Origin of the sequence: Halobiforma nitratireducens JCM 10879 (assembly GCF_000337895.1) — an archaeon.
In the GTDB taxonomy this organism is placed as follows: Archaea; Halobacteriota; Halobacteria; order Halobacteriales; family Natrialbaceae; genus Natronobacterium; species Natronobacterium nitratireducens.
The window spans coordinates 1-23,455 of the sequence record NZ_AOMA01000160.1; the positions used below are offsets into that span (position 1 = coordinate 1).

Sequence of the window (23,455 nt, forward strand, 5' to 3'; positions counted from 1 at the left end):
AGCGGCACCGACTACGCCGGCATCGGCTCGGACGTCTGGGTCACCGCCGGCAACTACACGCCGACGCTGATCGAACTACTGGTGACGATCGGAATCGTCGCGATCGGGGCCCTGATCGTCACGCTCGGACTCCGGTTCCTACCGCTCCAGCCCGGTGGCGGTGAACCGGTCCGGGTCGGTTCGACCGAGCGGACGACGACCGACTCCGACCCGGACACGGCGGTCGCACCTGACGGCGGACGTGACCGTAGAGGAGCTGATCCCTGATGAGTAAAGCCGCGTACGGCTCCGACGGGGGCCGAGATCGAGCCACGCTTGCCGGCGGGTACGCCGTGCTGGCGGACTGTTGGCGACAGCCGACGGAACGGCTGCTCGAGGAGGTCGCGACGGGAACGCTCGGGGAGATCGACCCGTCGGTTCGGGACGCCGACCTCGAGTCCCTGCGAGTCGAGCACGCGCGGCTGTTCGTTGGACCCGACCGTCCGCGATGTCCGCCCTACGAAACCGTTTATCGAGGCTCAGAGGTCCCCGGTGCCGGGCCGACCGCGAGAGCGATCGAGAAGTGGTACCGGACGTACGACTTCGACCTCGAGTCGGTCGGGTGTAACTTGCCGGACCACGTCGCGACCGAACTCGAGTTCGCCGCGTACCTGCTCGAGCACGAGGATGTCGCGATCTGTGAGGAGTTTCTGGACGAACATCTCCGTCAGTGGCTCGATGGGTTCCTCGCGGATGTCCGACAAGAGACCCGCGAGCCCTATTACGAGGCGCTTTCCGAACTAACCGGTGCTGCGGTCGACCGGTAGACCGCGTTTGCACCGGTTTCCCGGCTCCGTGCCGTCGGCTGTGACTCCCATCGTTTGGTAACTACGTGACGTGCCCGGCCCCGTTTGGCACGTTTCCGATCGATCGCCGTGTCAGAAGTGACGCCTCCGATCGAACGCTGGAGTTCGACCGGACTGCCGTCAGGAGAGTCGCTTCGTTGCCGTCTCGAGTTGCTCTCGAGTATCGACGCTCTCGAACGTGACCGGATCGATCCCGGCCGCTTCGAGTTCCGACTCGAGGACGGTGACACAGTCGAGACGCTCCGTGGCCGCCAGAACTCGGCCGTCGCTTTCCGCGAGCGCGTCGGCACACGCGTCGGCCATCGGGTCGGTCCGGTAGACGGCTTGCGTCGGCTGGAACCACCCGTCCGCGAGCCGAACGAGGGCACCGTCGCGCCCGTGGGCTCGCTCCGCGAGCAACTCGAGTAACGCGGGGTCGACGAACGGCATGTCGCAGGCGACGACGGCCCCGTACTCGCGGGTAGCGGCGTCGAAGCCAACGCGGATGCCAGCCAGCGGCCCGCGGTCTTCGACGGGATCGGTGGCGAACCGGGGGCCGGACTCGAACTCGCGGTTACAGTCCTCGAGTGCCGTCCGAACGGCCTCGAGTTGGTCGTCACGGCAGTTGACCACGAGTTCGTCGGCGACGCCGGCGAGCCGGTCGACGACGCGGCGGATCATCGGCGTTCCAGCGAGGTCGGCGATAGCCTTGTCCTCGTCGCCGAAGCGAGTGGAGTAGCCGCCGGCGATCACGACGCCCGCGAGCGGTTGCTCGGTCGACACGGTCGAGGATACGGACGAATCGGGATTATACCTGTTGGATCGCGAGCACGGACGAACTCTCGAGTGGGTTTCCCCGCGTGACGATCACGGAATTTTATACGCAGACTGGGCTAATTCGTCCGATCCGACCGTTTCCTGAGGAAAAAAGCTTATACCTCACCGTTCGACTCTTCGAATTATGGCACGCGACGATCCGGTACGAAGCCAGACAGCATCGAACGATGACGACGACGATTCAGCATCCCTTCCCAACCTCGTGACGATCGTCGGGCGGGGCGTCCCCTCCAGATTCGAAATCGCCGTCGATGGCGAGATCGAGATGGTCGGCGGCGATCCCGAACGCGAAGCGACGGTCGTCACCGAGAAAGTGGCCGAGGGGTCGATCGACGTCGGCGTCCAGCGGTTCCGTTTCTCCGGCGAGATGGCAAACGTCCGCGTAGTCGACTGGAACGGCGTTCCCGCGCCCGAGTCCTCGAGCACGCCGAACGTTCACGTCGACTACGGCGCTCCCAGTCGGTAGGCCAGGAGCGATCCCGTCTTTTTCTCTCTGGGTCTCTCGTCTCGAGTCGCTTCGGTCGTGGTTGGGGCCCACGTCGGTTCGCCGACGCCGTCAGTCGTTGCCACCGCCGAAACCCCCTTTTGACGGGCTTCCCTACCCTCGGCAGACAGTGCCACGAGTGACCGTCAGCGTCGGTGCGCGCCTTCACGTCGGCTTCCAGAACCTCTCGCTCGCCCGAGAGCGTCTCTACGGAGGGATCGGGATCGGGCTCGAGGAGCCCCGCGTGACCGTGACCGCGGAACCGACGACGGGAATCGACACCGACGACCCGCTAGTTCGGACGTACGCCCGCCGCGCCGTCGACGCTCTCGACGTGTCCGGGGTCGCACTCGACCTCGAGGAGAGGCTCCCGCGTCACGTCGGTCTCGGGAGCGGGACGCAACTCGCGCTGTCGGTTCTCGCCGCGACGGCCCGGGCCCACGGCCGCGAGCCCAGGGTACGCGAGCGGGCACCCCAACTGGGACGTGGCGGTCGCAGTGGCGTCGGCGTCGCTACCTTCGAAGCCGGCGGGTTCGTCGTCGACGCGGGCCATCCGACGAGCCGGTTCACGACGGAGCCCCCTGCGGAGGGCGACTGGTCGGTGCCGCCGGTCGTCGCCCGTCACGATCTGCCCGCGGACTGGCGGTTCCTCGTCGTCGCTCCCGAGGCCGAGCCCGGCCGAAACGGCGACGACGAGGACGCGAGCATGCGTGCGGTCGTCGAGCGCGCCGATCCGACGGTCGCCGACGAGATCGCGGGCGTCGTCACGCGGAAACTGCTGCCGGCGGCCGCGGCGGGTCGGCTCGAGGCCTTCGGCGACGCGATCGCCGAGATCGGCCGTAAGAACGGCTCCTGGTACGCGGACGCCCAGGGCGGCGTCTTCCGTCCGCCGGCAGGCAAACTCGTCGAGGCACTCGAGACCTGTCCCGTTCTCACCGGGATCGGCCAGTCGTCGTGGGGGCCAGTCGTCTACGGCGTGACCGACCGGGAGCACGCCGACGAGGCGAAAGCGGCAGCCGAGGAGGCGCTCTCGAATCTCGGCCGTGAGGGACGAGTGTTACTTTCCGCACCTGCAGGGACGGCGGGGGTGGGTTCCGACTGGAGGGGTGATTCTCGTTCTCGTTCTCGTTCTCGTTCCCGTTCCCGTTCGGACTCGAGTTCGAAACCCTTCGAGAAGAGTCCCCACGGCGGTGCTCGTGTCACGGTCGAGGAGCGATCGTAGCGTCGACACCTACTCGAGGTGTGGAAACCGAACACGAGCGGCGGAGGACCGAGACGATTCCCGTTCCCCGTCTCGTTTCAGCGCCTGTTCTCGTCTCCGCCACAACAGGTAACTCCGTCGCCACGAACGAAAGGACATGGAACGGCTGCCGCTCGGTATCTCGCGGTTCGATCGGATCATCGGCGGGGGCGCGCCCGCGGGCAGCGTCGTCCTGCTCGCCGGGCAATCGGGCGCAGGAGCCCGGGAGTTCTGTTACACCAGCGCGGTGATGAACGGGCTTGCCAGGTACGAGTCCGATCGGTTCGAGTTGCACTACGGTGAACTCGAGGGAGGAACGACGCTTCCCGAGGAGATCCACTACGTCTCGTTTACCGACGAGCGCGACGCCATCGTCGACGAGATTTCGTTCGTCATGGAACGAGAGCTCGTCGACGAGGGAACGGACGCGGTCGAGTTCGTCGAGTTGGCCGAGGAGTACTTCCAGCTAACTCCCGTTCCGACCGACTGGTACGCGGATCAGACGGGTAGCATCGCTGATCTCGGGAGCCGAACGGAGAGTGGCGACGTCCTCGAGGCGTTCGCCGACTACCTGACCGCGAACGCAGCCGGGAACCTCGTCGTGGTCGACTCGATCACGGACCTGGTCGCTGCGGCCGACGACCGGCTGGACTGGTCCGATCTGACGGTTCTGCTGAAAGGGCTCGCCCGCGCGTCCCACCGCTGGGGTGGTGTCCTCCTCCTGTTGGTCAACTCGGAACCGCTCACGACCACCCAGCTCGGACGGCTCAAGGAGGCCGCAGACGGAACCCTTCTGTTCGAGTGGGAGTCCGGTGGCTCCGAACGCGCCCGAACCCTCGTCGTCGAGCAGTTCCGCGGTGTGCTGTCCAGACTCGAGGACGAGGACGTCGTTCGATTCGAGACCGAGATCGGAGACGCGGGATTCGACATCAGCAACGTCCGGAAGATTCGGTAAGCGGCCGGCCGGACCTGCCGTTCGACGGTGCGACGACGAGCCAACGACACCGGTCGTCTCCGTTCTCATTACAGAAATGGGCAACAATTCTTATCCGCCGATCGGTCCTAGTTGCGGTAGATGGCGGGTGAGGACAACGAGGACGGGGGGGTTTCGTTCGCGTTACCGGCCGACGTCGACGACTGGATCGTCGACGCGGCCGACCAGCGCGACGAGTCGCGCGACGACTTCTGTCGCCGGCTGGTAACCGCGGCCCACGCCGTCGCGATCGCCGAGGACGAACCACTCTCGGGGACGGATAGCCAGGCGGCAGACGACGGGCCGTTCGAAAACGCGTTCGACCCCGTCGACCGTGACGACCTCGAGGAGCTTCGCGGTGAACTGGAAGCGAGTCGCGAGGAGTTCCGGGAACTGCTCGAGGACGTCCGCTCGCGGGTCATCCAGGTCAAACGCGAGGCCGATGCGAAAGCACCGACGGACCACGACCACCGCGAGTACGCCGACGAGGGTGACCTCGAGACGCTTCGGTCTGAACTGGCCACGCTCGAGGAAACCGTCGAGGGCGGGTTCGCGAACTTCGAGGACGTGCTCGACTATCTCCTCGAGCGGACCGACGACCTCGAGGAACGCTCGACGGTGCTTGCGACGGCCGCAGTCGATCTCCGGAAGCGGTGGGACGACTTCGTCGAGCGCGAGCGCCGCCGGGCCCGGGTCGAGGACCTCAAACTGGCTGCGAACCGACTCGGGGTCAGAAGTGCGGCTTGCGAGGAGTGTGACGCCTCGGTCGATATCGCGTTGCTGACCGCGCCGGAGTGTCCACACTGTGCGAGTCCCGTCGCCGATGTCCGGGAAAGCACCTCCTTCTTCGGCTCCCCGACGCTCGAGACAGGAGAGCCACCCGCGCTCGAGGGACGGGGTAGCGAGGTCGAGGAGACGCCGGAGAGCGTGTTCGAAGCCGTCGCGGCGGATGCGAACGGAGCAAACGAAGACGACGACCGGCCCGGTTCTACACTGGGGCTCGGAGGTGGGAGCTGATGGCCGATCCGAACCGTGATTCGGAACGCGATTCGGAGTCGACATTTGACCCTCCAAGCGGTGCAGACGGTGGGGACGGGAGGGACAGAGGAGACGACCCCAGTCACGACGCGTCCGTGGCCGATCCGAAACCGAAACCGGGCGAGCCGCTCGGCGATGTCGCCGCGGCCGTCGAGCGACGCCGGACCGAAGGTGCATCGGACGCGTTCGAACTCGAAACGGACGCCGAATACGGGCAGTCGTCCGCCTCGAGTGCCGACTTCGACGAACTGTTCGATCGTGAGGACGTCAGCGACCTCGACCGCGAACAGCTCTGGGACCAGCTCGAAGACGGGTCCGAACCCGAGGACCTGTTCGCCGACGAGCGGGAGATTCGAACGGTCGACAAACGGGAGTACTGCCACCAGTGTGAGCACTTCGCGACGCCGCCGAACGTCGGCTGTACGCGTGAGGGAACCGACGTGCTTGGGATGCCGTCTCTCGGGAAGTTCCGCGTCGCGGACTGTCCGGTCGTCCTCGAGGACGAGGAACTCGAGCAGCGATACTAGCGCTGGGGGTGGTATGGGTTCGAGGTGCGAGGTACGAGGTGCGAGAGTTGGGGTTCGAGGTCCGGTCTGAAGCACGTGGTACGAGGTACGAGGTGTTTTGACGATCGATCACGTATCGGCACACAGAGACATGCAGTTTTGCGACGATTGCGGTTCGATGATGAAAGCCGACGGCGACCGTATGGTCTGTACGAACGACGACTGTGGCAGCTCGAGCGAGCGCGATAGCGACCTCGAAGACGAGTTCGTCACGACCGAATCCCAGACCGACGCCGACGTGATCGAGTCGGACGAGAACGCGAACTTCGAGGGGAAGCCGAAGGCGACCGACGTGATCTGTGACGAGTGTGGCAACCAGGAAGCGTGGTACACGCTCAAACAGACGGCGTCGGCCGACGAACCACCAACACGGTTCTTCAAGTGCACCGAGTGTGGTCACCGCTGGCGCGGCTACAACTGACGGGTTCGACTGCTGGAGAACGGACCTCTCCGTCAGCGGGATGGCTGGCAGACGACGACCGATATCACTGTCGGTACCGGTGTCGGTACTTCCCGCTTTCGGGTAACGTACCACCCCATTTAGGTAACCGAACTCCCAATCCGGAACTGCAGTTCCAGTATTCACCTCGCACCCATCAGAAGACCGTCGCGGGTTTCACGACCCGATTTCGAGGGACTCCGCTCACCCCGGAGACCTCGAGTTTCTTCCGTCGGTATCGCCACGACACGTGTTTCCTGCGGTATCGCCACGATCTGTGTCCGAGGCGTGAGTGGTCCCGTCGCTCGCACTCGAGAGTCGGCTCGAGCACCGAACGCGGGACGCCCGGGGACGCAACGTTCACAACCGTCCACGCGAATCGACCTCTAGGGGAATGACGGACGGGCCGCGGCTGCCGGGCGTCGAAGGTGAGAACAACGAGGATCGCATCGTGCTCCACGTCGACGCCGACTGTTTCTACGCCGCCTGCGAGCGGCTGCGCGAGCCCGAACTCGAGGGCGAGCCCGTCGTCGTCGGGATGGGGTACGAACCCGGCGAGACCGTCGGTGCGGTCGCCACCGCGAGCTACGAGGCCCGCGAGTTCGGCGTCGAGAGCGCACAGGCGATCTCGACAGCGTTGGAGCGGCTCCCCCGTCGCGAGACGCTGTCTTCCGAGGCCGACGACGACCCCGATCTCACACCCGACGAGACGGGCTACTACCGGCCCGTCGACATGGACTACTACGAGTCGATCGCCGCGGAAGTCCAGGATATCCTCCACGACTGTGCCGACGTGGTTCGGGAGGTCAGCATCGACGAGGCCTACTTGGACGTTACCGAGCGCACCGCCTGGGACGTCGCGGACGGGTTCGCCCGCCACGTCAAGGACCGCATCCGCCGCGAGGTCGGCGTCGTCGTCAGCGTCGGTGTCGCCCCCACGATGAGCGCGGCCAAGATCGCCAGCGACTACGACAAACCCGACGGCCTGACCGTCGTTCGCCCCGGCGAGCTCCGGGCGTTTCTCGCCCCGCTCGAGGTCGACCTGCTCCACGGAGTCGGTCCCGTGACGGCCCGGGAGCTACGGGAGATCGGTCTCGAGACGGCAGGCGATGTGGCCGAGGCGGACCCGGAGCCGCTGGTCGAGCGGTTCGGCGAACGCGGACGGGAACTCTACGATCGTGCCCGGGGCGAGGACGATCGCCGCGTCGAACCGAAGGGTGATCCCAAGAGCTTCTCCAGGGAATCGGCGTTTGCCGAGCCAGTCTCCGAACCGGAGCCGAAGTACGACCAGATCGAGACCCTCGCTGCGGCGGTCGCCGACCGCGCCCGGCGCGAGGGCGCGCTCTACCGTACCGTCGGTGTCAAGGCCGTTACCCCGCCGTACGATGTCAATACCCGCGAACGTTCGCTTCCTGGACCGGTCGACGACCCCGCACTCGTCGATCGGATCGCCCGGGAGTTGTTCACCGAGTTCGACACCGAACCAGTCCGAAAAGTCGGCGTCCGCGTGGCGAACCTCGAGTTCGCCTCGGCCGATCAGGCGAGCCTCGACGGGTGGGAAACCGGAAAGCAAGACACCGGCGATGACGCGAGCGACTCGACCGGTGCCAGTTCGATGGCGGAGGTGGGCGACGATTCGCATCCGGACTCGGACTCCGAGTCGGACTCCGAGTCGAGGTCGAACACGAACGTGGACTCGACCCCCACCCTCCCCTCGAGCGGGCAGACATCCCTGCTCGATTTCTTGTGAGGCTATAGATACTGACAAATACCTGCGAAGGCCCCAGAGCGGAGCCGACGCCGGAATCGACGGATTCGAACGACGTCGACAACACGGAACATTGAAATTATAACCCTCCGCTGACAACGTTTCTCCGAACGCACGGGTCCCCGACCTTCAGATGACCGACACATGACCGACGACTTCTACGACCTTCTCGAGATTCCCTCCGACGCCTCCCAGGACGAGATCAAGGAGGCCTACCGAGAGAAGGTCCAGGTATACCACCCCGACGTGAACGACGACGACCGCGCCCGGTCGCAGTTTACGGCGGTCAAGAAAGCATACGACATCCTCGGCGACCCGGTCGAGCGCCAGGCATACGACCGGCTGGGGCACGAAGATTACGTCGCGAAACGAACCAGCGGTATCCCGTCGCCCGACGTCTGGAGCAGCGGCGATTCGGGCTCGTCGCAGTCGACGGACGGTTCGACGACGGAGACGAGCAGGAGTCCCGGATCGACCGCGAACTCGGGTGCCGGTTCGAGTACCAGTTCACGTTCGACCACGGGCGCTCGGTCGAGGACCGGCTCGGCGACGGGTACCAGCTCCGGCGTAGCCGACGATTCGAACGCAAGCGGGACGGATACTTCACACACGACCTCGGGGTCGGGCTCGACTGCACGGTCGAGTTCGACCACGAGTTCGACATCGGAAACGACATCTGCCGGCCGCTCGCCGTCGGGTAGCGGAACTGCCAGTACCTCGAGCGGTGCTGGCACCGCGACTGGGACCGGTGGCGATACCCACGCTGGAACTGGAGCCGGAACCGCGACCGCGAGCAGCGACGGGGGGACGGCGACCGGGGCCGAATCCCCGGGCGGTGCGGGAACGGGGATGGGAACGAGATCACGAAACGCAGGCCGTTCCGGAACCGGGTCCGGCACCGGCACCAGTACCGGGGACGCCGTCTTCCGCTGGTGGCGTCGACGGAACTTCTCGCTGCCGCTTATCTGGACCTCCCTGCTCGTCTACCTCGCGGGGATCGTCCAGTTCGCACTCGCAAACGAGAACGCCCTCCAGGCAGTCGTCGCCGACATCGTCGCTCTCGGCGCTGATCCGGAAGCAGTCTGGACACACCTCACGGTCAGTCGCCACGGCGTCGACACCATTTCGGGGTTCGTCGTCGGTCTCGAACCCGTTGCCCCGCCGGCCGGCCTCGAGTCACCACAGTGGTACGCGGCGGTCGCCGGAATCGTCGGACTGGCGGTCGCCGCCGTCGCCGTAGATCGACTCGTTCGTCGCGAGGAGACGTGGGAGACGATCTCGATCGACGAGACGATCCTGTTTGCGCTCGCGATCGGGACGGCGACGGCGCTGGTCGGCGGGCCGCTGCTTGCCGGTGCGGCTCTCATGCCGTTCCTGTTTGCCGTGATCGTCCACCGGACCAGGCTGGGCCGGGGCTGGAAGCCCTCGTATCTCTACGTGGTGCCGGTACTCGCCCCTGCGGCCGGCGTCGTCGTCGGCCTCTCAGGTGTCGTCGGCGAAGTCACGCTGCTCGTCGATCTGCTCGCGTACGTGCTGTTACCGCTCGCAGGGGCGCTCGGACTGCCGCTGCGTGCGACGATCAGGAAACACTTCGACCGCTGAGGCGGCCACAATCGAGACGGTCGCTACCCGACGAGCGTTGCGACGCCTTTCGTCTGGCGGTAATCCCTCTCGAGGATCGACTCGACGGTCGAGACGATCGTCTCCCGATCATCCGACTCCCACTCGTCGGGAGTTCTGATCGGAACGACGAGGAAACCGCGCCCACGAATCTCGCTTGCGTGTAACCCGGCTACGTCGAGATCACGATCGAACCGGCGGCGCTGGGTCGTGTACGTCCGGAGGACGTGATCGATCGCCGTCTCGCCGACCGGAAGGAGGATGTGGGCGTTGATCGCGCGCAACTCGGCGTCGAAGTACCGCTCGAGGTCGTCGTACTCCCGTGAAGTCGGCTCGTGGCCGTTCGGGAGACAACACATGTGGAGGTAACTGTAGTAGAGATCGTCGCAGTCGGGTTCGTCTTCGGCTCCGGCGACGAACCCGGTCTCTCGGAAGACGTTCTGGACCGCGATTCCGGCGTCGGTTTCGGTAAACGGGACGCCGGTTCGTTTTCCACCGTGGACGCCAGGGTGGTCGCCGATGACGTGAAAGTCGGCGTTGGCGTCACCGTAACCGAAGACGGCGGCGCGCTCGCCGTCGGGGGTACGATCGAACGGCGGACGGAGCCCGAACGGGTTGCTCGTCCTGTCGGTGACGTTTTTCACGGGTGAAGGCAGACGGTCCCGACAAATAACGGACGCGGTTGTCGCTGCGTGGCGCTGTCGACGGTCACTCCCCAGGATCAAAGCGACGCGAGGAGGCGGTCTCGGTCGGACGGGTCCCGGAGGTCGTCCCGTCGGACTGGTGGGATTCGACGAACAGCGTCGCGCTGATGAGAGCCGCGAGCCCGCGGCGCAACCGCTGGGAAACTGCCGAGTCGGAAATCTCGAGCTGATCGGCGAGTTCGACGAGCGTCGTCTTTCGAGGGACTTCGAAGTAGCCCGCTTCGTAGGCGGCGATCACGAGTTCGCGCTGGGCACGAGTGAGGCCGAACCGGAACTCGCGTTGGGGATCGACCGCCTCGTGCAGTTGGACGAGCTCGAGCGAGATGTCACCGTCGACGCAGTCGGTGTAGAACTGAGAGAGGTCCTCGTAGGAGGGAAACCGGAGACGAAGTGTCCACCTCGCGGCCGTCCCGACCGCGCTGGTGACGATCGCGTCGCTCTCTCGAACTGCAGCGAGCACGCCGTTGAGGCCGTCGTTCCACTCGACTTTCACGAGGACGCTGTCGTCGACCGCGTCTATGCGCGAGGCGTCGTCGACGTTCGTCGATTCGTCGAGCCCGGCGAGTATTTCCTCGGTGGTCTCGCGGGGAATCCAGAGATACGGGACGACACCGTCGCTCGTCGGCACCGTCGTTTCGACGGACACCGTCGCGTTCCAGTCGGATTCGAGGACGGTACCGAGCGGGAACTCCGATGCGGGGATTTCGACTGTTGCGATGACGCTCATTTGCTCGTCTCGCTATCTGCCGCGGGGCCACCGACAATAACGTTCGTGATCGTTTTCTCGCCGTGTGATAACCGTTTCGTCCGTGTGAGCGGACGTTCCCGTGCTCTCGGTCTGGTTCTCGCTTTCACTCTCGCTCGTCGTCGTCTTCGCTCGCACCGGTACATGTCGAACCCGTCCGATAAGGTATCGACGGGATATGTAAGAAGAAACTGGTTAGGTATCGAAGGTGTTTAAATGGGAGCGGGTCCGGGTGGTCAGTAATCTTCGGAGCGCAGAAGCGTCACGGAAACCCGGCCCACCGCATCGAAGTCTTTCAACCGGTAGACCAGCGTCCGAATCTCCGCTGCGTCGCCGTGACAGAACACCGCCTCGAGACACCAGTCGCCGTGGTGGACGTGAGAGGTCGTGTCGATCACGGACTGGTACTCGTGTTGGATCTCGTGGAGGTCGTCGATGACCTCGTCGTGGACGTAGTCGAAGACGACCGTCGCCGCGATGGTCCCACGGGCTTGCTCGAGGCTGTGGTGGGATTCGACGTACTCCTGGATCGCTTCGCGAAGCGCGCGAGAGCGGGAGTCCAGTCCTTCGGCCTGCCAGGTTCGATCGAACTCCGCCAGCATCTCCTCGGGAACGGTGAGGCTCGTTCGCATGGTTTTCCGTTCGCTCGCGGACGGAATAGGCCCGGCGGTCGTCGACCATCCCTTCCGTCGTCGGATGCCCCTTCGAACGGTCCCAGTTGCCGAACTGTCACGGCAGATTTATATTCGTGAACGGGATCACTCGTACCGAGACGCACGAATGTACCAGACCGGTCACTACGGTGTCGCCCTCCTCGCGTACGCCCCCCTCGGAGCCGTCGTCGCGCTGGCGGGCTCGCCCGGCGGAGCGATCGTCGGCGGACTCGTCTGTGTCGGCCTGTCGACTCTGCCGGACTTCGATCACCGGCTGCCGATGGTCGAACATCGTGGGCCAACCCACACCGTCGCGTTCGCGTTGCTCGTCGGGGCAGCCCTAGCCGCCGCGGCAGCGATCCTCGTCGAGTCGCCCTCCCCGCTGATCGACGTGGGATTCGTCGCCTTTTCGTTCGTCGTCGGTGTGGTCTCGATCGGCTCGCACCTGCTTGCGGACGCACTAACGCCGATGGGAGTCCGCCCCTTCTGGCCGGTCTCGGATCGCCACTACTCCCTCGGGGTGACCCACGCTGGGAATCCGGTCGCGAACTACGCGTTGTTTGGCGTTGGCGTGGGGATGGCAGTTCTCGTCGCGACGGTGATCACCATAGTCGGGTGAAAAAAGTCGTCCGACCGATCAGGACGCCCGTTTCGTGAGGACGATTCCAGCGATGAACGCGACGAACAACAGTCCTGCCGTCCCGAGATAGAGCGAATCGATCATCGGGTCGAGCGTCATCCCGGTTCGACGGCCGAGGAAGACCACGACGATCGCGAAGACGCCGGTACCGGTCAGATAGCTCGAGAGCCGGTCGTTCTCGAGACGGCGGCGACCGACCATCGGGGCGACGATAGCGGCGGCGACGACGGCCAGCGTGACGCCGTACTGGACCATCTGAACCGTCGGCGAGTACTCGGTAACGTCGGTGATCACCGGCGGGCTGAACAGGACGTGAAACGGCACCGAAACGGCACCGAGTGCGAGCGCACCGGTGACGTGGCGTGGTCCGAGGCGGTTCTCCCAGACGAGTACGGTCGCGACCACGAACAGGCCGAAGATGAGGACGGCTGTCCAGAAGTGCCACGACAGGATGTCCATCGTGTACTGTGTGACGGTCTGCCAGCCGAGGACGACCTGGATCGGGGTCAGGACCATCCCGAGGACCACGAGCGCGGTGACGCGTTTGTCGACGGTCGGCGATCGCCAGGCAGCGACCGCCGAGCCGATGATCGCGAAGCCGGCGAACATGGCGACGAAGCGGTGGAACCACTCGTAGAAGCTCGGGAGGTTCGCGGGCAGCAGGTTGAACGGCCCCGCATCACACTGGGGCCAGTTGGCCTCACAAGCCAGCCCGGAACCGGTCGCTTTCGCCGCGACGCCGAGCAGGATCGTCGCGGTAACGAGCACGAGCGTTCCCGCAAGCAGGTGCGGATACCCGAACCGATCGATAAGCGAGCGAGCGGACGGACGCCGAGAGTGATTATCGGACGGCACGGTCGTTCGGATGTCGCTTAGGAGTGGGTATATTTAGGTTGCCCGTGTCATGTTCGGTCCGCAGTGACCGCCGTCCGGCGGTCGGTGGCGCTGGAACGCGAGTCGTTCTTGCCAGCCCCGGCCGTTCGACGGGAGAAGACGGCGACCAAAGGAGAGGTGGAGACGGTGATCGGTGTGACCGGGGGGTCGGCGTTCGCCGCATTCAAGAGAACCCCTGCCCCAGCACCCGCCATGGAGAAACGCGAGCGACTCGAGCAGTACCTCGAGGAAGACGGGCTGGACGCGGTCTGGTTCGCCCGCCCGAACAGTTTCGCCTGGCTGACCGGCGGTTCGAACGTCGTCGACCGGGAGAGCGACGTCGGTATCGCGGCGATCGGGTACGAGCGCGGGGAGTCACGGCTGCGTCTCGTCACGAACAACATCGAGGCCGACAGGCTGGTCGCCGAGGAGGTACCGGAACTGGACGTGGCTCTCGACGCCGACGTAAACGAGAACGGGAACGGGAACGAGAACGAGAACGAGAACGAGAACGAGGATGTCGACACCGAAACAGACCTCGTCGTCGAGCGCGACCCGTGGCACGACTCGACGGTCCCGAGCCAGATCGCCGCCCGCGTGGCCGAGGACGAACGGGCGGCCGCCGACGTCGACATCCCTGGCCTCGAGACGATCGATCCGAGCCGGCTTCGACAGCCACTGACCGATAGGGACATCGAACGGTACCGAAACCTCGGTCGTGAGACGGCTCGAGCAGTCGAGTCGGTCTGTCGGGAACTCCAGCCCCGCGACACCGAACACGAGGTCGCGTCGGCGCTACGGGTAGCGCTTTCCGCACGGGGTATCGAAGCACCAGTCGTGCTCGTCGGCGGATCGAAACGAGCCCAGCAGTACCGCCACTATACGCCGACCCAGGCCGAACTGGGCGAGTACGCACTCGTCTCCGTGACGGCCGAGCGGGCCGGTCTCCACGCGAGTTGTACTCGAACCGTGGCCTTCGATCCGCCCGAATGGCTCGAGCAGCACCACGAGGCGGCTGCACGAGTCGAGGCGACGGCGCTGGCGGCGACGCGGGCGGTCGCTGCTGTCGACGCCGGCGAGAGCGACGACGGCAGTGGCGGCGAAGCTACAGCCGAAACCCCGGCAACCGCCGGCGACGTCTTCGCGGCGATCCAGGACGCCTACGAGGCCGTCGGACACCCCGAAGAGTGGGAACACCACCATCAGGGTGGGGCCGCCGGATTCGACGGCCGGGAGTGGGTCGCGACGCCGGGAAGCGACGAGCCGGTCGACGCTCCGATGGCGTACGCCTGGAACCCGACCGTACAGGGCGCGAAAAGCGAAGATACGGTCCTCGTGACGGCCGAGGGTGGAAGCGAAAGCGAAAACGAGACCGCGACGGCGGACGACTACGAGTCCCTCACTACGACCGACGACTGGCCGACGATCACTGTCGACGCTGTCGAACTCGAGTGCGTCGGCGACATCGAACTCGAGGACCCACTCGTTCTCGAGATCGAGCGACCGGGGATTCTGGAACTCGAGGGGTAGCGACGAACGGTAAACGGCGAACGGCGAACGACGCTACGGGGCGTCTTCGTCGCCCTCGTCTACACTCGCGTCTCCGTCGTCCGTCTCGTCCGGGTCGCGAGCGACGACGTCGACGTTCGTCTCGTCGTCTCCGTCACCGTCGCCGGGTCCGGTACCTGCCTCGTCCTCGAGGGGGTCCGTCTCGTCGACGGTGATCGTGACCGGCTCGACATCGTCGCCGAAAGCGGGTTCGCGCACGTCAGCCTCACGATCGAGGACCCGATCCAGCGTAAAGATCGTGTTCAGTTCCTGTTGGACCTGATCGACGACGCCACCAACGAGTTCGCTGGGCTGGATCGCCGTGTACTCGTAGGGGTTGTTGCCGGCACCTTCGCTTTCGCGTTTTTCCCGCGTGACCCGCTCCTCGTCGTGGAGTTCCGCCAGCGCCTCGCGGACGGTACTCGGATAGAGACCGGTTCCTTTCGCGACCTCCTCGGACGTGCTGCCCGGATTCGCGAGGAGGTGAATGTATATCTTGGCCCGGGTTTCCGTATCGAGAATCCACGACAGCAGGTCGACGATCCGCTGATCGATCTCGTCGGCGGTCGCGGTTCGAACTCCTTCTTCGAACTCGTCCTCGCCGAACTCGTCGCCCTCGAGCGGTTCGACATCTCGATCGCCGCCGCGGTCGGTGTCAGACCCGCCGTCGCTACCCTCGTCCACCCGGTGCTCGTCGGTGTCGTCCGAAGTCATGTGTCCTCTCGTATAGGACGAAGTTTCGCGCGTGGTTAAACCTTTGTGCGGTTCGTGTGAGGGGGTATCGTCCGCCGTTCCACTGTTTACTTTCACTCCGGTTGCACACACCTTTTAGCCTCCCCGTTAGTACAGGGAGGTGATGACGTCGTTCCAGTCGACGCTCGGTGAGGAACCGGGGATCGCCGAGGAGCTGGCCGAGAGCCAGCAGGCGATCTCTATCGCCGAGTTCTTCGAGAAGAACAAGCACATGCTCGGCTTCGACAGCGGCGCTCGAGGCCTCGTCACGGCCGTCAAGGAGGCCGTCGACAACGCCTTAGACGCCGCCGAGGAAGCCGGTATTCTACCCGATATCTACGTCGAAATCCAGGAAGCGGGTGACTACTACCGGCTGATCGTCGAGGACAACGGCCCCGGGCTGACGAAAGAATCGCTCCCGAAGGTCTTCGGAAAACTCCTCTACGGGTCGCGTTTTCACGCCCGTGAACAGTCCCGCGGTCAGCAGGGAATCGGTATCTCCGCTGCGGTTCTGTACTCACAGCTGACAAGCGGCAAGCCGGCGAAGATCACCAGCCGGACGGAGGGGTCCGACGAAGCACAGTATTTCGAGCTGATCGTCGACACCGACGACAACGAGCCCGAAATCAGCGTCGAGGAGACGACTACGTGGGACCGCCCACACGGGACGCGCATCGAACTCGAGATGGAAGCGAACATGCGTGCCCGCCAGCAGCTTCACGACTACATCAAGCACACGGCGGTCGTCAACCCCCACGCCCGTCTCGAGCTCCGTGAGCCCCAGGCTCACTTCAAGTTCGAACGCGCGACCGACCAACTGCCCGAGGAGACCGAAGAGATTCGCCCCCATCCACACGGGGTCGAACTCGGGACCGTGATGAAGATGCTGACCGCGACGGACTCCCAGACGGTCTCGGGCTTTTTGCAGGAAGAGTTCACTCGCGTCGGGAAGAAGACTGCCGACTCGATCATCGACGCCTTCCGCGACCGCCACTACGGTCGCGAGATGCGTTGGCGACCACCCGCTGTCCACGAAAGCACGGAGCCACGCTCCGCGGATACCTCGAGCGAGCAGCACCCGCGAGAGGACGGTGACCTCGAGGCCGCAGTCACCGACGCCACGGCCAACAAGGGTGCGGACGCGACCGCTGCGTTCGCGGAAGCGATCGCCGGGGCGGTCGACGACCGTGACCGGATCGCCCACCACGAACTGCTCGCAATCGTCGATTCGGCGGCCGAAACCGTCGAGGAGGAACACGGCACCACGTTCGGCGACACGGTTCGGGAGAACGCCGTCGATGCGGTCTGGCTGACGCTGATCGACGAACTGTCCGAGGAGAGCGACGAGGTAGCCACAGACGCCGAGACCACGACCGACGAGTCGCGACTCGTCGGCGATCTCTACGAGCTCGTCGACGAGGCAACGAGCACCCGCAAGGACGACGAAATCGTCCGAGCGTTCGCCCAGCGACTCGCCGGCAAGTTCGCCGACGCAGCAGACGACGACGTTCGACACCGCGTCACTCGAGACGAGCTGCGTGGCTACGTCGACCGCGTGGCGGAGCTGACCGAGGAGTACGACGACGTCGCGTTCGGCGACACTGCCCGCGAGAACGTCGTCGAGGAAATCTGGGACGTGATGGCGACAGTGCCGGACGACCCGCCGCTCGTCCGTGAACTGAACGGCGACCGCGACGCAACGAGCGACCTCGTCGACGCCATGCGCGCGACCGACATCATGGCACCACCGACACGGTGTCTCGCGCCCATCTCGGCGGACCTGATCGAGGCCGGCCTCGAGAAGGAGTTCGACGCCGACTTCTACGCCTCCGCGACCCGCGATGCCGAGGTTTCGGGGGGCGACCCCTTCATCGTCGAAGCCGGCATCGCCTACGGCGGCGAACTCGAAGCAGAAGGAAGCGCGGACGTGATGCGGTTCGCGAATCGCGTCCCGCTCGTGTATCAGCGCGGCGCGTGTGCGACGACGGACGTCGTCAAGGACATCGGCTGGCGTAACTACGGTCTCGACCAGCCTGGCGGTTCGGGGCTGCCGAACGGTCCCGCAGTGGTCATGGTTCACGTCGCCTCGACGAACGTTCCCTTCACCAGCGAGTCGAAAGACGCCGTCGCGAACGTTCCGGAGATCGAAGACGAGATCGAACTCGCGATCCGTGAGGCCGCCCGCGACCTCAAGAGCTACCTCAACAAGCGCCGCTCGATGCAGAAACGGCGCAAGAAACAGAACGTCCTCGGGAAGATCCTCCCGGAGATGGCCGAGAAAGTCGCCGAAGTGACGGGCCGCGAGGAGCCGGACATCGACGACGCCATCGCACGCATTATGAACAACGTGCTCGTCGAGCGGCAGGTCGAAGCGAACGGCGACAGCCAGTCGGTGTCGGTCGTCGTCGAGAACAACTCGGGTACGAACGAGAGTCTCGAGATCACGGACATCGTCTCGGCGGAGCCGACGGCGCTGCCCGACGACGCCACTGCCGTCGAGATGGACGGCGAGTGGTTCGTCAAGTGGGAGCCCGACATCTCGAGCGACGACGAGGCGACACTCGAGTACGAGGTACCGGACGACGCCACGTTCGATCTGGACGTGAAAGGCGTCGAAACCGAGAAGCTGACGGTCAAACAATGAGCGCGGACAACGAGCAAGACGCACGAGAACAGTTGATCGATCTCGCGGCACAGTTCTACGACCAGTTCGAACTGGGCGAGATTCCTCACATGTCCGTGCCGACACGGACGAAGAACAACATCGAGTACGACGAAGAGAGCAACGTCTGGGTCTACGGCGACCGGGAGTCGACCAGGTCGGCAAACTCCGTCCGTGGCGCACGGAAGCTTCTGAAAGCCGTCTACACGATCGACTTCCTCGCGGATCAACTCGACGAGGACCGTTCCTCGACCCTGCGTGAACTCTACTACCTCTCCGAGAGCTGGGACAACGAGGAAGCGCAGTTCACGAGCCAGGACGAATCGAACAGCCTGATCGAGGACCTAGAGATCGTCTCCGGGGTTACCCGCGAGGACTTTCACATGCGTCCCGAGGAGTCCGGTGCGACGATCATGGGTCCACTGTACCTGCGCGAGCAGACCCGACGGGGCGAACGCGAGATTCATTGCCAGGAAGACGTCGGTGAGGGCGGCTACCAGATTCCGAACAATCCCGATACGATCGACTTTCTCGACTGTGACGCCGACTTCATCCTCGCCGTCGAGACCGGTGGTATGCGTGACCGACTGGTCGAGAACGGGTTCGACGAGGAGTACAACGCCCTGGTCGTCCACCTGAAGGGACAGCCGGCGCGTGCGACCCGTCGGATCACGAAGCGACTCCACGACGAACTCGATCTGCCTGTGACGGTCTTTACGGACGGCGACCCGTGGTCGTACCGCATCTACGGCTCCGTCGCTTACGGGTCGATCAAGTCGGCCCACCTCTCGGAGTACCTGGCGACGCCGGAAGCCCAGTTTATCGGGATTCAGCCGGCCGATATCGTCGAGTACGAACTCCCGACCGATCCGCTCAGTGACTCGGACAAGAACGCCCTAGAGAGCGAACTCTCGGACCCGCGTTTCCAGACCGACTACTGGGAAGAACAGATCGAGTTACAACTCGAGATAGAGAAAAAGTCCGAACAGCAGTCGCTTGCGTCCCGCGGGCTGGACTTCGTGACGGACACCTACCTCCCCGAGCGTCTCGACGAGATGGGCGTCATCTAGACGGTCGGCCGCCTTGGGGTGAACGAACATGCGATCCGTTCTCCCGAAACGCGGCGGTTTGGGACGCAGTTCGACGGAGGAGACTCGTTGTCTATAGTAGCCACTGCAAGGCAGTGCGCATCTGATCGCCAGATGGATCGGCGATCAGTGTACAAATCGTTGCAGTTGTTACTATAGTGGCTTCACTCGTGAATCGTGACCACGACGACCTCAGCGGCGGCGCGTGGGAGCTGCCATCCTCAATGCTCACGGCTCCTCGAGGACGACCGGCACGCCGCGTTTCGCGACGTCGACGACGAACGCCTCGGCGTCGGCTTCGATCTCCTCGATCGTATCGTAATGGACCGGCAAAACGAGGTCCGGCTGGACGGACGCGGCGAAGTCAGCCGCCTCGTGTCGATTCATCGTGAACGTGCCGCCGATCGGCGGCAGAAGGAGGTCGACGGCTAACTCCTCGTGGAACGGAAGGAAGTCGGTATCGCCGGGCCAGAACGCGGTGACGCCGTCGATCGTGACGCCGAACCCACACCCCTCCCCCTCAGGGTGGTACGGCGCTCCGTTCTCATCGGTGTGCGGTCCCGCGGGAGCGTTGTACGCGGGCGTGGTAAACAGGTCGAGCGGACCGAGAACGAACGACTCGTCCGCACGGACACGCTCGACGGCAAAGGGCAACGCTTCGGGCGGGGTATCGACGCCCTCGATCGTACCGGCGTCGACGCCTTCGTGAACGGCGACGATCGCCTCCTCGTGTGCGACCCGCCGGATCGTCTCCGGATCGTAGTGGTGGCTGTGTGAGACCAGGATCAGGTCGCCATCGCGTGGCTCCCGATCCGCCAGCACGCCGTACCGTTCCGGACCCGGATCGACGTAGATGACCGCGCCGGTCTGTCCCTCGAGTCGAACGGTCGCGAGGCCGAACCAGTCGACTGTTACCGCACCGAACTGGACGCTCATGCAGGTCGGTTCGACCGTTCCCTCGAAAAGGGTTCGGCTCCGACTCGATTAGGGAGTGTATTTTACATTATTAATAAGCATATAACCGAAACATATATAACAGTAATCCCGATCATTTTATAAAGAAGGCGAAATCTTTATATGCGTTACGGCCTTACCCTATGTTAGCCGAGGCAACCGGGTTTCTTCTGGTTACCCCACCCGGGAGCCCCGAGTAACCGACCCTATACACCATGACGAACATCCGAACCTATACCAACGACCGAGAAACGGAAGCCGAGGAGAACGAGCGGCGAGAGCGTGCCGAAGAACAGGAACACTGCCCCGAGTGTGGCGGTCGCCTCGTATCGGACACCGAACACGCCGAGACCGTCTGTGACGACTGCGGCCTGGTCGTCGAGGAAGACGAAATCGACCGCGGGCCCGAGTGGCGCGCGTTCGACGCCGCCGAAAAAGACGAGAAGAGCCGCGTCGGCGCTCCCACCACGAACATGATGCACGACCAGGGACTGTCGACCAACATCGGCTGGCAGGACAAGGACGCCTACGGAAAGGCGCTCTCGAGCCGCCAGCGTCAGAAGATGCAGCGGCTTCGCACCTGGAACGAGCGGTTCCGTACCCGCGACTCGAAAGAGCGCAACCTCNCGCTCTCGAGCCGCCAGCGTCAGAAGATGCAGCGGCTTCGCACCTGGAACGAGCGGTTCCGTACCCGCGACTCGAAAGAGCGCAACCTCAAGCAGGCGCTCGGCGAGATCGACCGGATGGCGTCGGCGCTTGGCCTCCCCGAGAACGTCCGCGAAACCGCGTCGGTCATCTATCGGCGCGCACTCGAAGAGGACCTCCTGCCGGGCCGTTCGATCGAAGGCGTCGCCACAGCCTCGCTGTACGCCGCCGCTCGTCAGGCCGGGACGCCCCGCAGCCTCGACGAGATTTCGGCGGTCAGCCGTGTCGACAAGATGGAGTTGACCCGTACGTACCGGTACGTGATCCGGGAACTCGGCCTCGAGGTCCAGCCGGCCGACCCCGAGAGCTACGTCCCTCGGTTCGTCAGCGACCTCGATCTCTCGGACGAGACCGAGCGGATGGCCCGCGAACTGCTCGACTCGGCCCGGGAAGAGGGCGTCCACAGCGGCAAGTCGCCGGTCGGGCTCGCGGCTGCCGGCGTCTACGCCGCGGCCCTGCTCACCAACGAGAAAGTCACCCAAAACGAGGTCAGCGAAGTCGCGAGCATCTCGGAAGTGACCATCCGGAACCGATACAAGGAGCTGCTCGAGGCCTCGGACTCGGCCGCTCCAGCCTAGACGGAGCCGTCGGTTCGTCGTCGCGACAGGTCGGTTCGGAGGGTCGTCGGGCGTGAAATCCGCCCCTACGTGCGAGTGCGGTAAGGTTTTTCACTCCAGGTGTGCAACATCATAACATGGATGAAACGACAGTACAATTGTTGTGTCCGGAATGTGCGAAAGATTGGCAGACGTCTCCCGACGAACTTCCGGAGTCCAAAGCGATGTTTCACTGCCCGAACTGTCACGCCTCCCGCCGCACGGCCGAGTTCATGCGGACCGATCGCGATCTCCAGACGCTGAAACAGCTCGGCTGATCCGGAGATTCACCTGGTCGACCCGACTTTTGCCCCGCCTATCGATAACTCGAGACTTCCGGGAAGCGACGTTCCCTCTCGACTGTACCCTGAGAGTCGGTTCTCTGCGGTTCCGACGCCGGGTTTCGATACGGTGGCCGTGACGGACCGTCGACGGTAGTCGGCGGAGTCGTTTCAATTCCAGTGTCAGTCCCAGTTTTCGTTCGCCACTGCTTTCGATACCGGAAGGCCCCTGTTTCTCTCGAAACCGACGACTAAACGGATCGTTAGAGAACGGTTTCTCTCTTCTCACCGTTGCTTCACTCGATTTCACTCCGTTAGCATCTCTCTTCGAATAGTTCCCCAAAACGACAGTCCCGGCCGCCGATACGGGCCGCATGGTAACGCGACTCAAGATAATAATATAACCCTGCAGTGGATAGGACAGGATGGTTATGAAGAAGCAGGAGCTCATCCACCTTCACGGTCTTCTCGCTGAAGTATCCAACCAGTGCGCCGAGTGGGACGATTGCGAGATCGACCTCGAGGAGTACGAATCGCTCGGTATTCGACCGACATCGATTCACAAATCGAAGACGGATCACAAAGCCGCAGTCTTCGCGCTGGCCGGAGGCATCACGGCCAATATGCGCGAGGACGAACAGGAAGCCGTCGCCGCCACTGCCGACTAAGTATCTCGACGCATCCTACGGTACTAACGAACTGATAACTGGCGAGACTGTACGGCTGTTCTCTCGACGGTGAGGGCAGTCGTCTCCCCCACGCTGCTCTCGCTCTCCGATTGAATCCGGGACAAGAAACGAAACTCGGCGATAAACACCGATTATTCGACCAGATCCTCGAACTCGGGCAACACTTCCTCTTCGTCTCCCTCGTCTCGATTGTCTCGATCGTCGCCCGTGTCCGCTCCGTTCCCGGAGGAAGTATCCGTCTCTCCCTCCTCGGCGTCACCGGCATCGAGGTCCGCTGAATCGTCGACGTCGACCGACGTGTCGGAGCCGGACTCCGATTCGGCCTCGTCTTCGGTTTCGTCTTCGATCTCTTCCTCTTCTAGGACCTCGACTTCTTTTACTTCCAGCGGAATGTTCTCGAGCCGTTGGCCGATCTCCTTGCGCGCGATGCGCGAGGCGTGTTCCTCGCGCTCGACGTTGAAGACTGTCATCTCGAGCTCGAGTGCAACCAGTGCCTCGTCGGCTGCGATGAACGCGGGCGGCAGCTCTTCTCCCGAAGGAGAGGTCCGCTCGCCCATATTGATCTCGACGTAGTTCAGGTCAGGGTTCAACATCTCTCCGGTCTTCGAGATGGCGATGCGGATCGCCTCGTCTTCCGTCTCAACGTCGAACACCGGCACGGCAGCTTCGACGACAACCCTGCAGTTCATACCTAGACATTGTGTCGCCTACAGTATCAAGGTTCGCCTCGTCTTCCCGTTCGTGACATTCGCCGAGGGCGGCGGGGTCCCGGATCACGTCGACCACCTGTCCCCGA

General features: G+C 64.2%; 24 protein-coding genes and 1 pseudogene. 17 read left to right on the forward strand and 8 right to left on the reverse strand.

From position 1 onward, the window contains the following. Positions 1-267, forward strand: a pseudogene (locus tag C446_RS14955) (NrfD/PsrC family molybdoenzyme membrane anchor subunit); the annotation flags it as partial. After that, positions 267-806, forward strand: coding sequence for a TorD/DmsD family molecular chaperone (locus C446_RS14960; RefSeq protein ID WP_006673965.1), 540 nt, complete (start codon positions 267-269; stop codon positions 804-806). The pseudogene C446_RS14955 and the gene C446_RS14960, both read left to right, overlap by 1 nt. Positions 807-965: 159 nt before the next feature. On the opposite strand, the gene mobA is transcribed toward C446_RS14960, so the two are convergent. Further along, positions 966-1,607 carry a molybdenum cofactor guanylyltransferase gene (gene mobA, locus C446_RS14965; RefSeq protein ID WP_006673966.1) on the reverse strand — a complete coding sequence of 214 codons (642 nt, stop codon included), beginning with the start codon at positions 1,605-1,607 and terminating at the stop codon, positions 966-968. A gap of 178 nt (positions 1,608-1,785) precedes the next feature. On the opposite strand from mobA, the gene C446_RS14970 reads away from it, so the two are divergent. The 8 genes from C446_RS14970 (at position 1,786) to C446_RS20645 (ending at position 9,771) form a co-directional block, all read left to right on the forward strand. Further along, a complete protein-coding gene (locus C446_RS14970) occupies positions 1,786-2,127 on the forward strand; it encodes a hypothetical protein (RefSeq protein WP_006673967.1) in 342 nt (113 codons plus the stop codon). A 148-nt stretch (positions 2,128-2,275) separates the two neighbouring features. After that, entirely contained in the window at positions 2,276-3,367 is a 1,092-nt protein-coding gene (locus C446_RS14975; protein WP_049920270.1) for a beta-ribofuranosylaminobenzene 5'-phosphate synthase family protein, read from the forward strand. Positions 3,368-3,503: 136 nt separating this feature from the next. Next, positions 3,504-4,340, forward strand: coding sequence for an RAD55 family ATPase (locus C446_RS14980; RefSeq protein ID WP_006673969.1), 837 nt, complete (start codon positions 3,504-3,506; stop codon positions 4,338-4,340). A gap of 120 nt (positions 4,341-4,460) precedes the next feature. After that, on the forward strand, positions 4,461-5,375 hold the full coding sequence (locus C446_RS14985) for a hypothetical protein (RefSeq protein WP_006673970.1): 915 nt from the start codon (positions 4,461-4,463) through the stop codon (positions 5,373-5,375). Beyond that, positions 5,375-5,923 carry a hypothetical protein gene (locus C446_RS14990; protein WP_006673971.1) on the forward strand — a complete coding sequence of 183 codons (549 nt, stop codon included), beginning with the start codon at positions 5,375-5,377 and terminating at the stop codon, positions 5,921-5,923. Before C446_RS14985 ends, C446_RS14990 begins: the two co-directional genes overlap by 1 nt. 130 nt (positions 5,924-6,053) lie before the next feature. Beyond that, on the forward strand, positions 6,054-6,383 hold the full coding sequence (locus C446_RS14995; protein ID WP_006673972.1) for a transcription factor S: 330 nt from the start codon (positions 6,054-6,056) through the stop codon (positions 6,381-6,383). Between the two features lie 412 nt (positions 6,384-6,795). Beyond that, a complete protein-coding gene (locus C446_RS15000; RefSeq protein ID WP_006673973.1) occupies positions 6,796-8,151 on the forward strand; it encodes a DNA polymerase Y family protein in 1,356 nt (451 codons plus the stop codon). Between the two features lie 162 nt (positions 8,152-8,313). Further along, on the forward strand, positions 8,314-9,771 hold the full coding sequence (locus tag C446_RS20645; protein WP_049920271.1) for a J domain-containing protein: 1,458 nt from the start codon (positions 8,314-8,316) through the stop codon (positions 9,769-9,771). Between the two features lie 23 nt (positions 9,772-9,794). On the opposite strand, the gene C446_RS15010 is transcribed toward C446_RS20645, so the two are convergent. The 3 genes from C446_RS15010 to C446_RS15020 all read right to left on the reverse strand — a co-directional run bounded on the left by C446_RS15010 (position 9,795) and on the right by C446_RS15020 (position 11,870). Next, positions 9,795-10,433 (reverse strand): uracil-DNA glycosylase family protein, encoded by a 639-nt coding sequence (locus C446_RS15010; RefSeq protein ID WP_006673977.1) that lies wholly within the window; start codon positions 10,431-10,433, stop codon positions 9,795-9,797. Positions 10,434-10,497: 64 nt separating this feature from the next. Beyond that, positions 10,498-11,220, reverse strand: a complete 723-nt coding sequence (locus tag C446_RS15015; RefSeq protein ID WP_006673978.1) for a helix-turn-helix domain-containing protein — start codon at positions 11,218-11,220, stop codon at positions 10,498-10,500. A gap of 254 nt (positions 11,221-11,474) precedes the next feature. After that, positions 11,475-11,870, reverse strand: coding sequence for a CopG family ribbon-helix-helix protein (locus C446_RS15020; RefSeq protein ID WP_006673979.1), 396 nt, complete (start codon positions 11,868-11,870; stop codon positions 11,475-11,477). Between the two features lie 148 nt (positions 11,871-12,018). Between C446_RS15020 and C446_RS15025 the strand changes: the two genes are divergently transcribed. Then, entirely contained in the window at positions 12,019-12,510 is a 492-nt protein-coding gene (locus C446_RS15025; protein WP_049920277.1) for a metal-dependent hydrolase, read from the forward strand. A gap of 18 nt (positions 12,511-12,528) precedes the next feature. Here the strand turns inward: C446_RS15025 and C446_RS15030 are convergent, their stop codons facing one another. Next, on the reverse strand, positions 12,529-13,386 hold the full coding sequence (locus C446_RS15030; protein ID WP_006673981.1) for a COX15/CtaA family protein: 858 nt from the start codon (positions 13,384-13,386) through the stop codon (positions 12,529-12,531). Between the two features lie 231 nt (positions 13,387-13,617). Here C446_RS15030 and C446_RS15035 point away from each other — a divergent pair, with 231 nt between their 5' ends. Then, the gene (locus tag C446_RS15035; protein ID WP_049920278.1) at positions 13,618-14,934 is read left to right on the forward strand and encodes a M24 family metallopeptidase; all 1,317 of its coding nucleotides are present in this window, start codon (positions 13,618-13,620) and stop codon (positions 14,932-14,934) included. 33 nt (positions 14,935-14,967) lie between these two features. Here the strand turns inward: C446_RS15035 and C446_RS15040 are convergent, their stop codons facing one another. After that, positions 14,968-15,666 (reverse strand): helix-turn-helix domain-containing protein, encoded by a 699-nt coding sequence (locus C446_RS15040; RefSeq protein WP_006673983.1) that lies wholly within the window; start codon positions 15,664-15,666, stop codon positions 14,968-14,970. Between the two features lie 142 nt (positions 15,667-15,808). Between C446_RS15040 and C446_RS15045 the strand changes: the two genes are divergently transcribed. Together C446_RS15045 and C446_RS15050 are read left to right on the forward strand one after the other, a co-directional pair. Continuing rightward, positions 15,809-18,328, forward strand: coding sequence for a DNA topoisomerase VI subunit B (locus tag C446_RS15045; RefSeq protein ID WP_006673984.1), 2,520 nt, complete (start codon positions 15,809-15,811; stop codon positions 18,326-18,328). Beyond that, on the forward strand, positions 18,325-19,416 hold the full coding sequence (locus C446_RS15050; RefSeq protein ID WP_006673985.1) for a DNA topoisomerase IV subunit A: 1,092 nt from the start codon (positions 18,325-18,327) through the stop codon (positions 19,414-19,416). The genes C446_RS15045 and C446_RS15050 overlap by 4 nt, the downstream gene beginning before the upstream one ends. Positions 19,417-19,662: 246 nt before the next feature. On the opposite strand, the gene C446_RS15055 is transcribed toward C446_RS15050, so the two are convergent. Next, complete coding sequence (locus tag C446_RS15055; RefSeq protein WP_006673986.1) at positions 19,663-20,370, reverse strand: MBL fold metallo-hydrolase; 708 nt, start codon at positions 20,368-20,370, stop codon at positions 19,663-19,665. A gap of 233 nt (positions 20,371-20,603) precedes the next feature. Here C446_RS15055 and C446_RS15060 point away from each other — a divergent pair, with 233 nt between their 5' ends. From C446_RS15060 to C446_RS15070, 3 genes are all read left to right on the forward strand, one after another. Then, a complete protein-coding gene (locus C446_RS15060) occupies positions 20,604-21,671 on the forward strand; it encodes a transcription initiation factor IIB (protein WP_006673987.1) in 1,068 nt (355 codons plus the stop codon). A 116-nt stretch (positions 21,672-21,787) separates the two neighbouring features. Further along, entirely contained in the window at positions 21,788-21,967 is a 180-nt protein-coding gene (locus C446_RS15065; RefSeq protein ID WP_049920272.1) for a DUF7836 family putative zinc-binding protein, read from the forward strand. Positions 21,968-22,401: 434 nt separating this feature from the next. Next, a complete protein-coding gene (locus C446_RS15070) occupies positions 22,402-22,638 on the forward strand; it encodes a UPF0058 family protein (RefSeq protein ID WP_006673988.1) in 237 nt (78 codons plus the stop codon). A gap of 152 nt (positions 22,639-22,790) precedes the next feature. Here the strand turns inward: C446_RS15070 and C446_RS15075 are convergent, their stop codons facing one another. Next, positions 22,791-23,348, reverse strand: a complete 558-nt coding sequence (locus C446_RS15075; RefSeq protein WP_049920273.1) for a DUF555 domain-containing protein — start codon at positions 23,346-23,348, stop codon at positions 22,791-22,793. Positions 23,349-23,455: the final 107 nt, after the last annotated feature.

Coding starts and splice junctions, on each gene's coding strand:
- C446_RS14960 (WP_006673965.1), top strand. CDS start 267: ATGAGTAAAGCCGCGTACGGCTCCGACGGGGGCCGAGATCGAGCCACG.
- C446_RS14970 (WP_006673967.1), top strand. CDS start 1,786: ATGGCACGCGACGATCCGGTACGAAGCCAGACAGCATCGAACGATGAC.
- C446_RS14980 (WP_006673969.1), top strand. CDS start 3,504: ATGGAACGGCTGCCGCTCGGTATCTCGCGGTTCGATCGGATCATCGGC.
- C446_RS14985 (WP_006673970.1), top strand. CDS start 4,461: ATGGCGGGTGAGGACAACGAGGACGGGGGGGTTTCGTTCGCGTTACCG.
- C446_RS14990 (WP_006673971.1), top strand. CDS start 5,375: ATGGCCGATCCGAACCGTGATTCGGAACGCGATTCGGAGTCGACATTT.
- C446_RS14995 (WP_006673972.1), top strand. CDS start 6,054: ATGCAGTTTTGCGACGATTGCGGTTCGATGATGAAAGCCGACGGCGAC.
- C446_RS15000 (WP_006673973.1), top strand. CDS start 6,796: ATGACGGACGGGCCGCGGCTGCCGGGCGTCGAAGGTGAGAACAACGAG.
- C446_RS20645 (WP_049920271.1), top strand. CDS start 8,314: ATGACCGACGACTTCTACGACCTTCTCGAGATTCCCTCCGACGCCTCC.
- C446_RS15015 (WP_006673978.1), bottom strand. CDS start 11,220: ATGAGCGTCATCGCAACAGTCGAAATCCCCGCATCGGAGTTCCCGCTC.
- C446_RS15020 (WP_006673979.1), bottom strand. CDS start 11,870: ATGCGAACGAGCCTCACCGTTCCCGAGGAGATGCTGGCGGAGTTCGAT.
- C446_RS15025 (WP_049920277.1), top strand. CDS start 12,019: ATGTACCAGACCGGTCACTACGGTGTCGCCCTCCTCGCGTACGCCCCC.
- C446_RS15035 (WP_049920278.1), top strand. CDS start 13,618: ATGGAGAAACGCGAGCGACTCGAGCAGTACCTCGAGGAAGACGGGCTG.
- C446_RS15040 (WP_006673983.1), bottom strand. CDS start 15,666: ATGACTTCGGACGACACCGACGAGCACCGGGTGGACGAGGGTAGCGAC.
- C446_RS15045 (WP_006673984.1), top strand. CDS start 15,809: ATGACGTCGTTCCAGTCGACGCTCGGTGAGGAACCGGGGATCGCCGAG.
- C446_RS15050 (WP_006673985.1), top strand. CDS start 18,325: ATGAGCGCGGACAACGAGCAAGACGCACGAGAACAGTTGATCGATCTC.
- C446_RS15055 (WP_006673986.1), bottom strand. CDS start 20,370: ATGAGCGTCCAGTTCGGTGCGGTAACAGTCGACTGGTTCGGCCTCGCG.
- C446_RS15065 (WP_049920272.1), top strand. CDS start 21,788: ATGGATGAAACGACAGTACAATTGTTGTGTCCGGAATGTGCGAAAGAT.
- C446_RS15070 (WP_006673988.1), top strand. CDS start 22,402: ATGAAGAAGCAGGAGCTCATCCACCTTCACGGTCTTCTCGCTGAAGTA.
- C446_RS15075 (WP_049920273.1), bottom strand. CDS start 23,348: ATGAACTGCAGGGTTGTCGTCGAAGCTGCCGTGCCGGTGTTCGACGTT.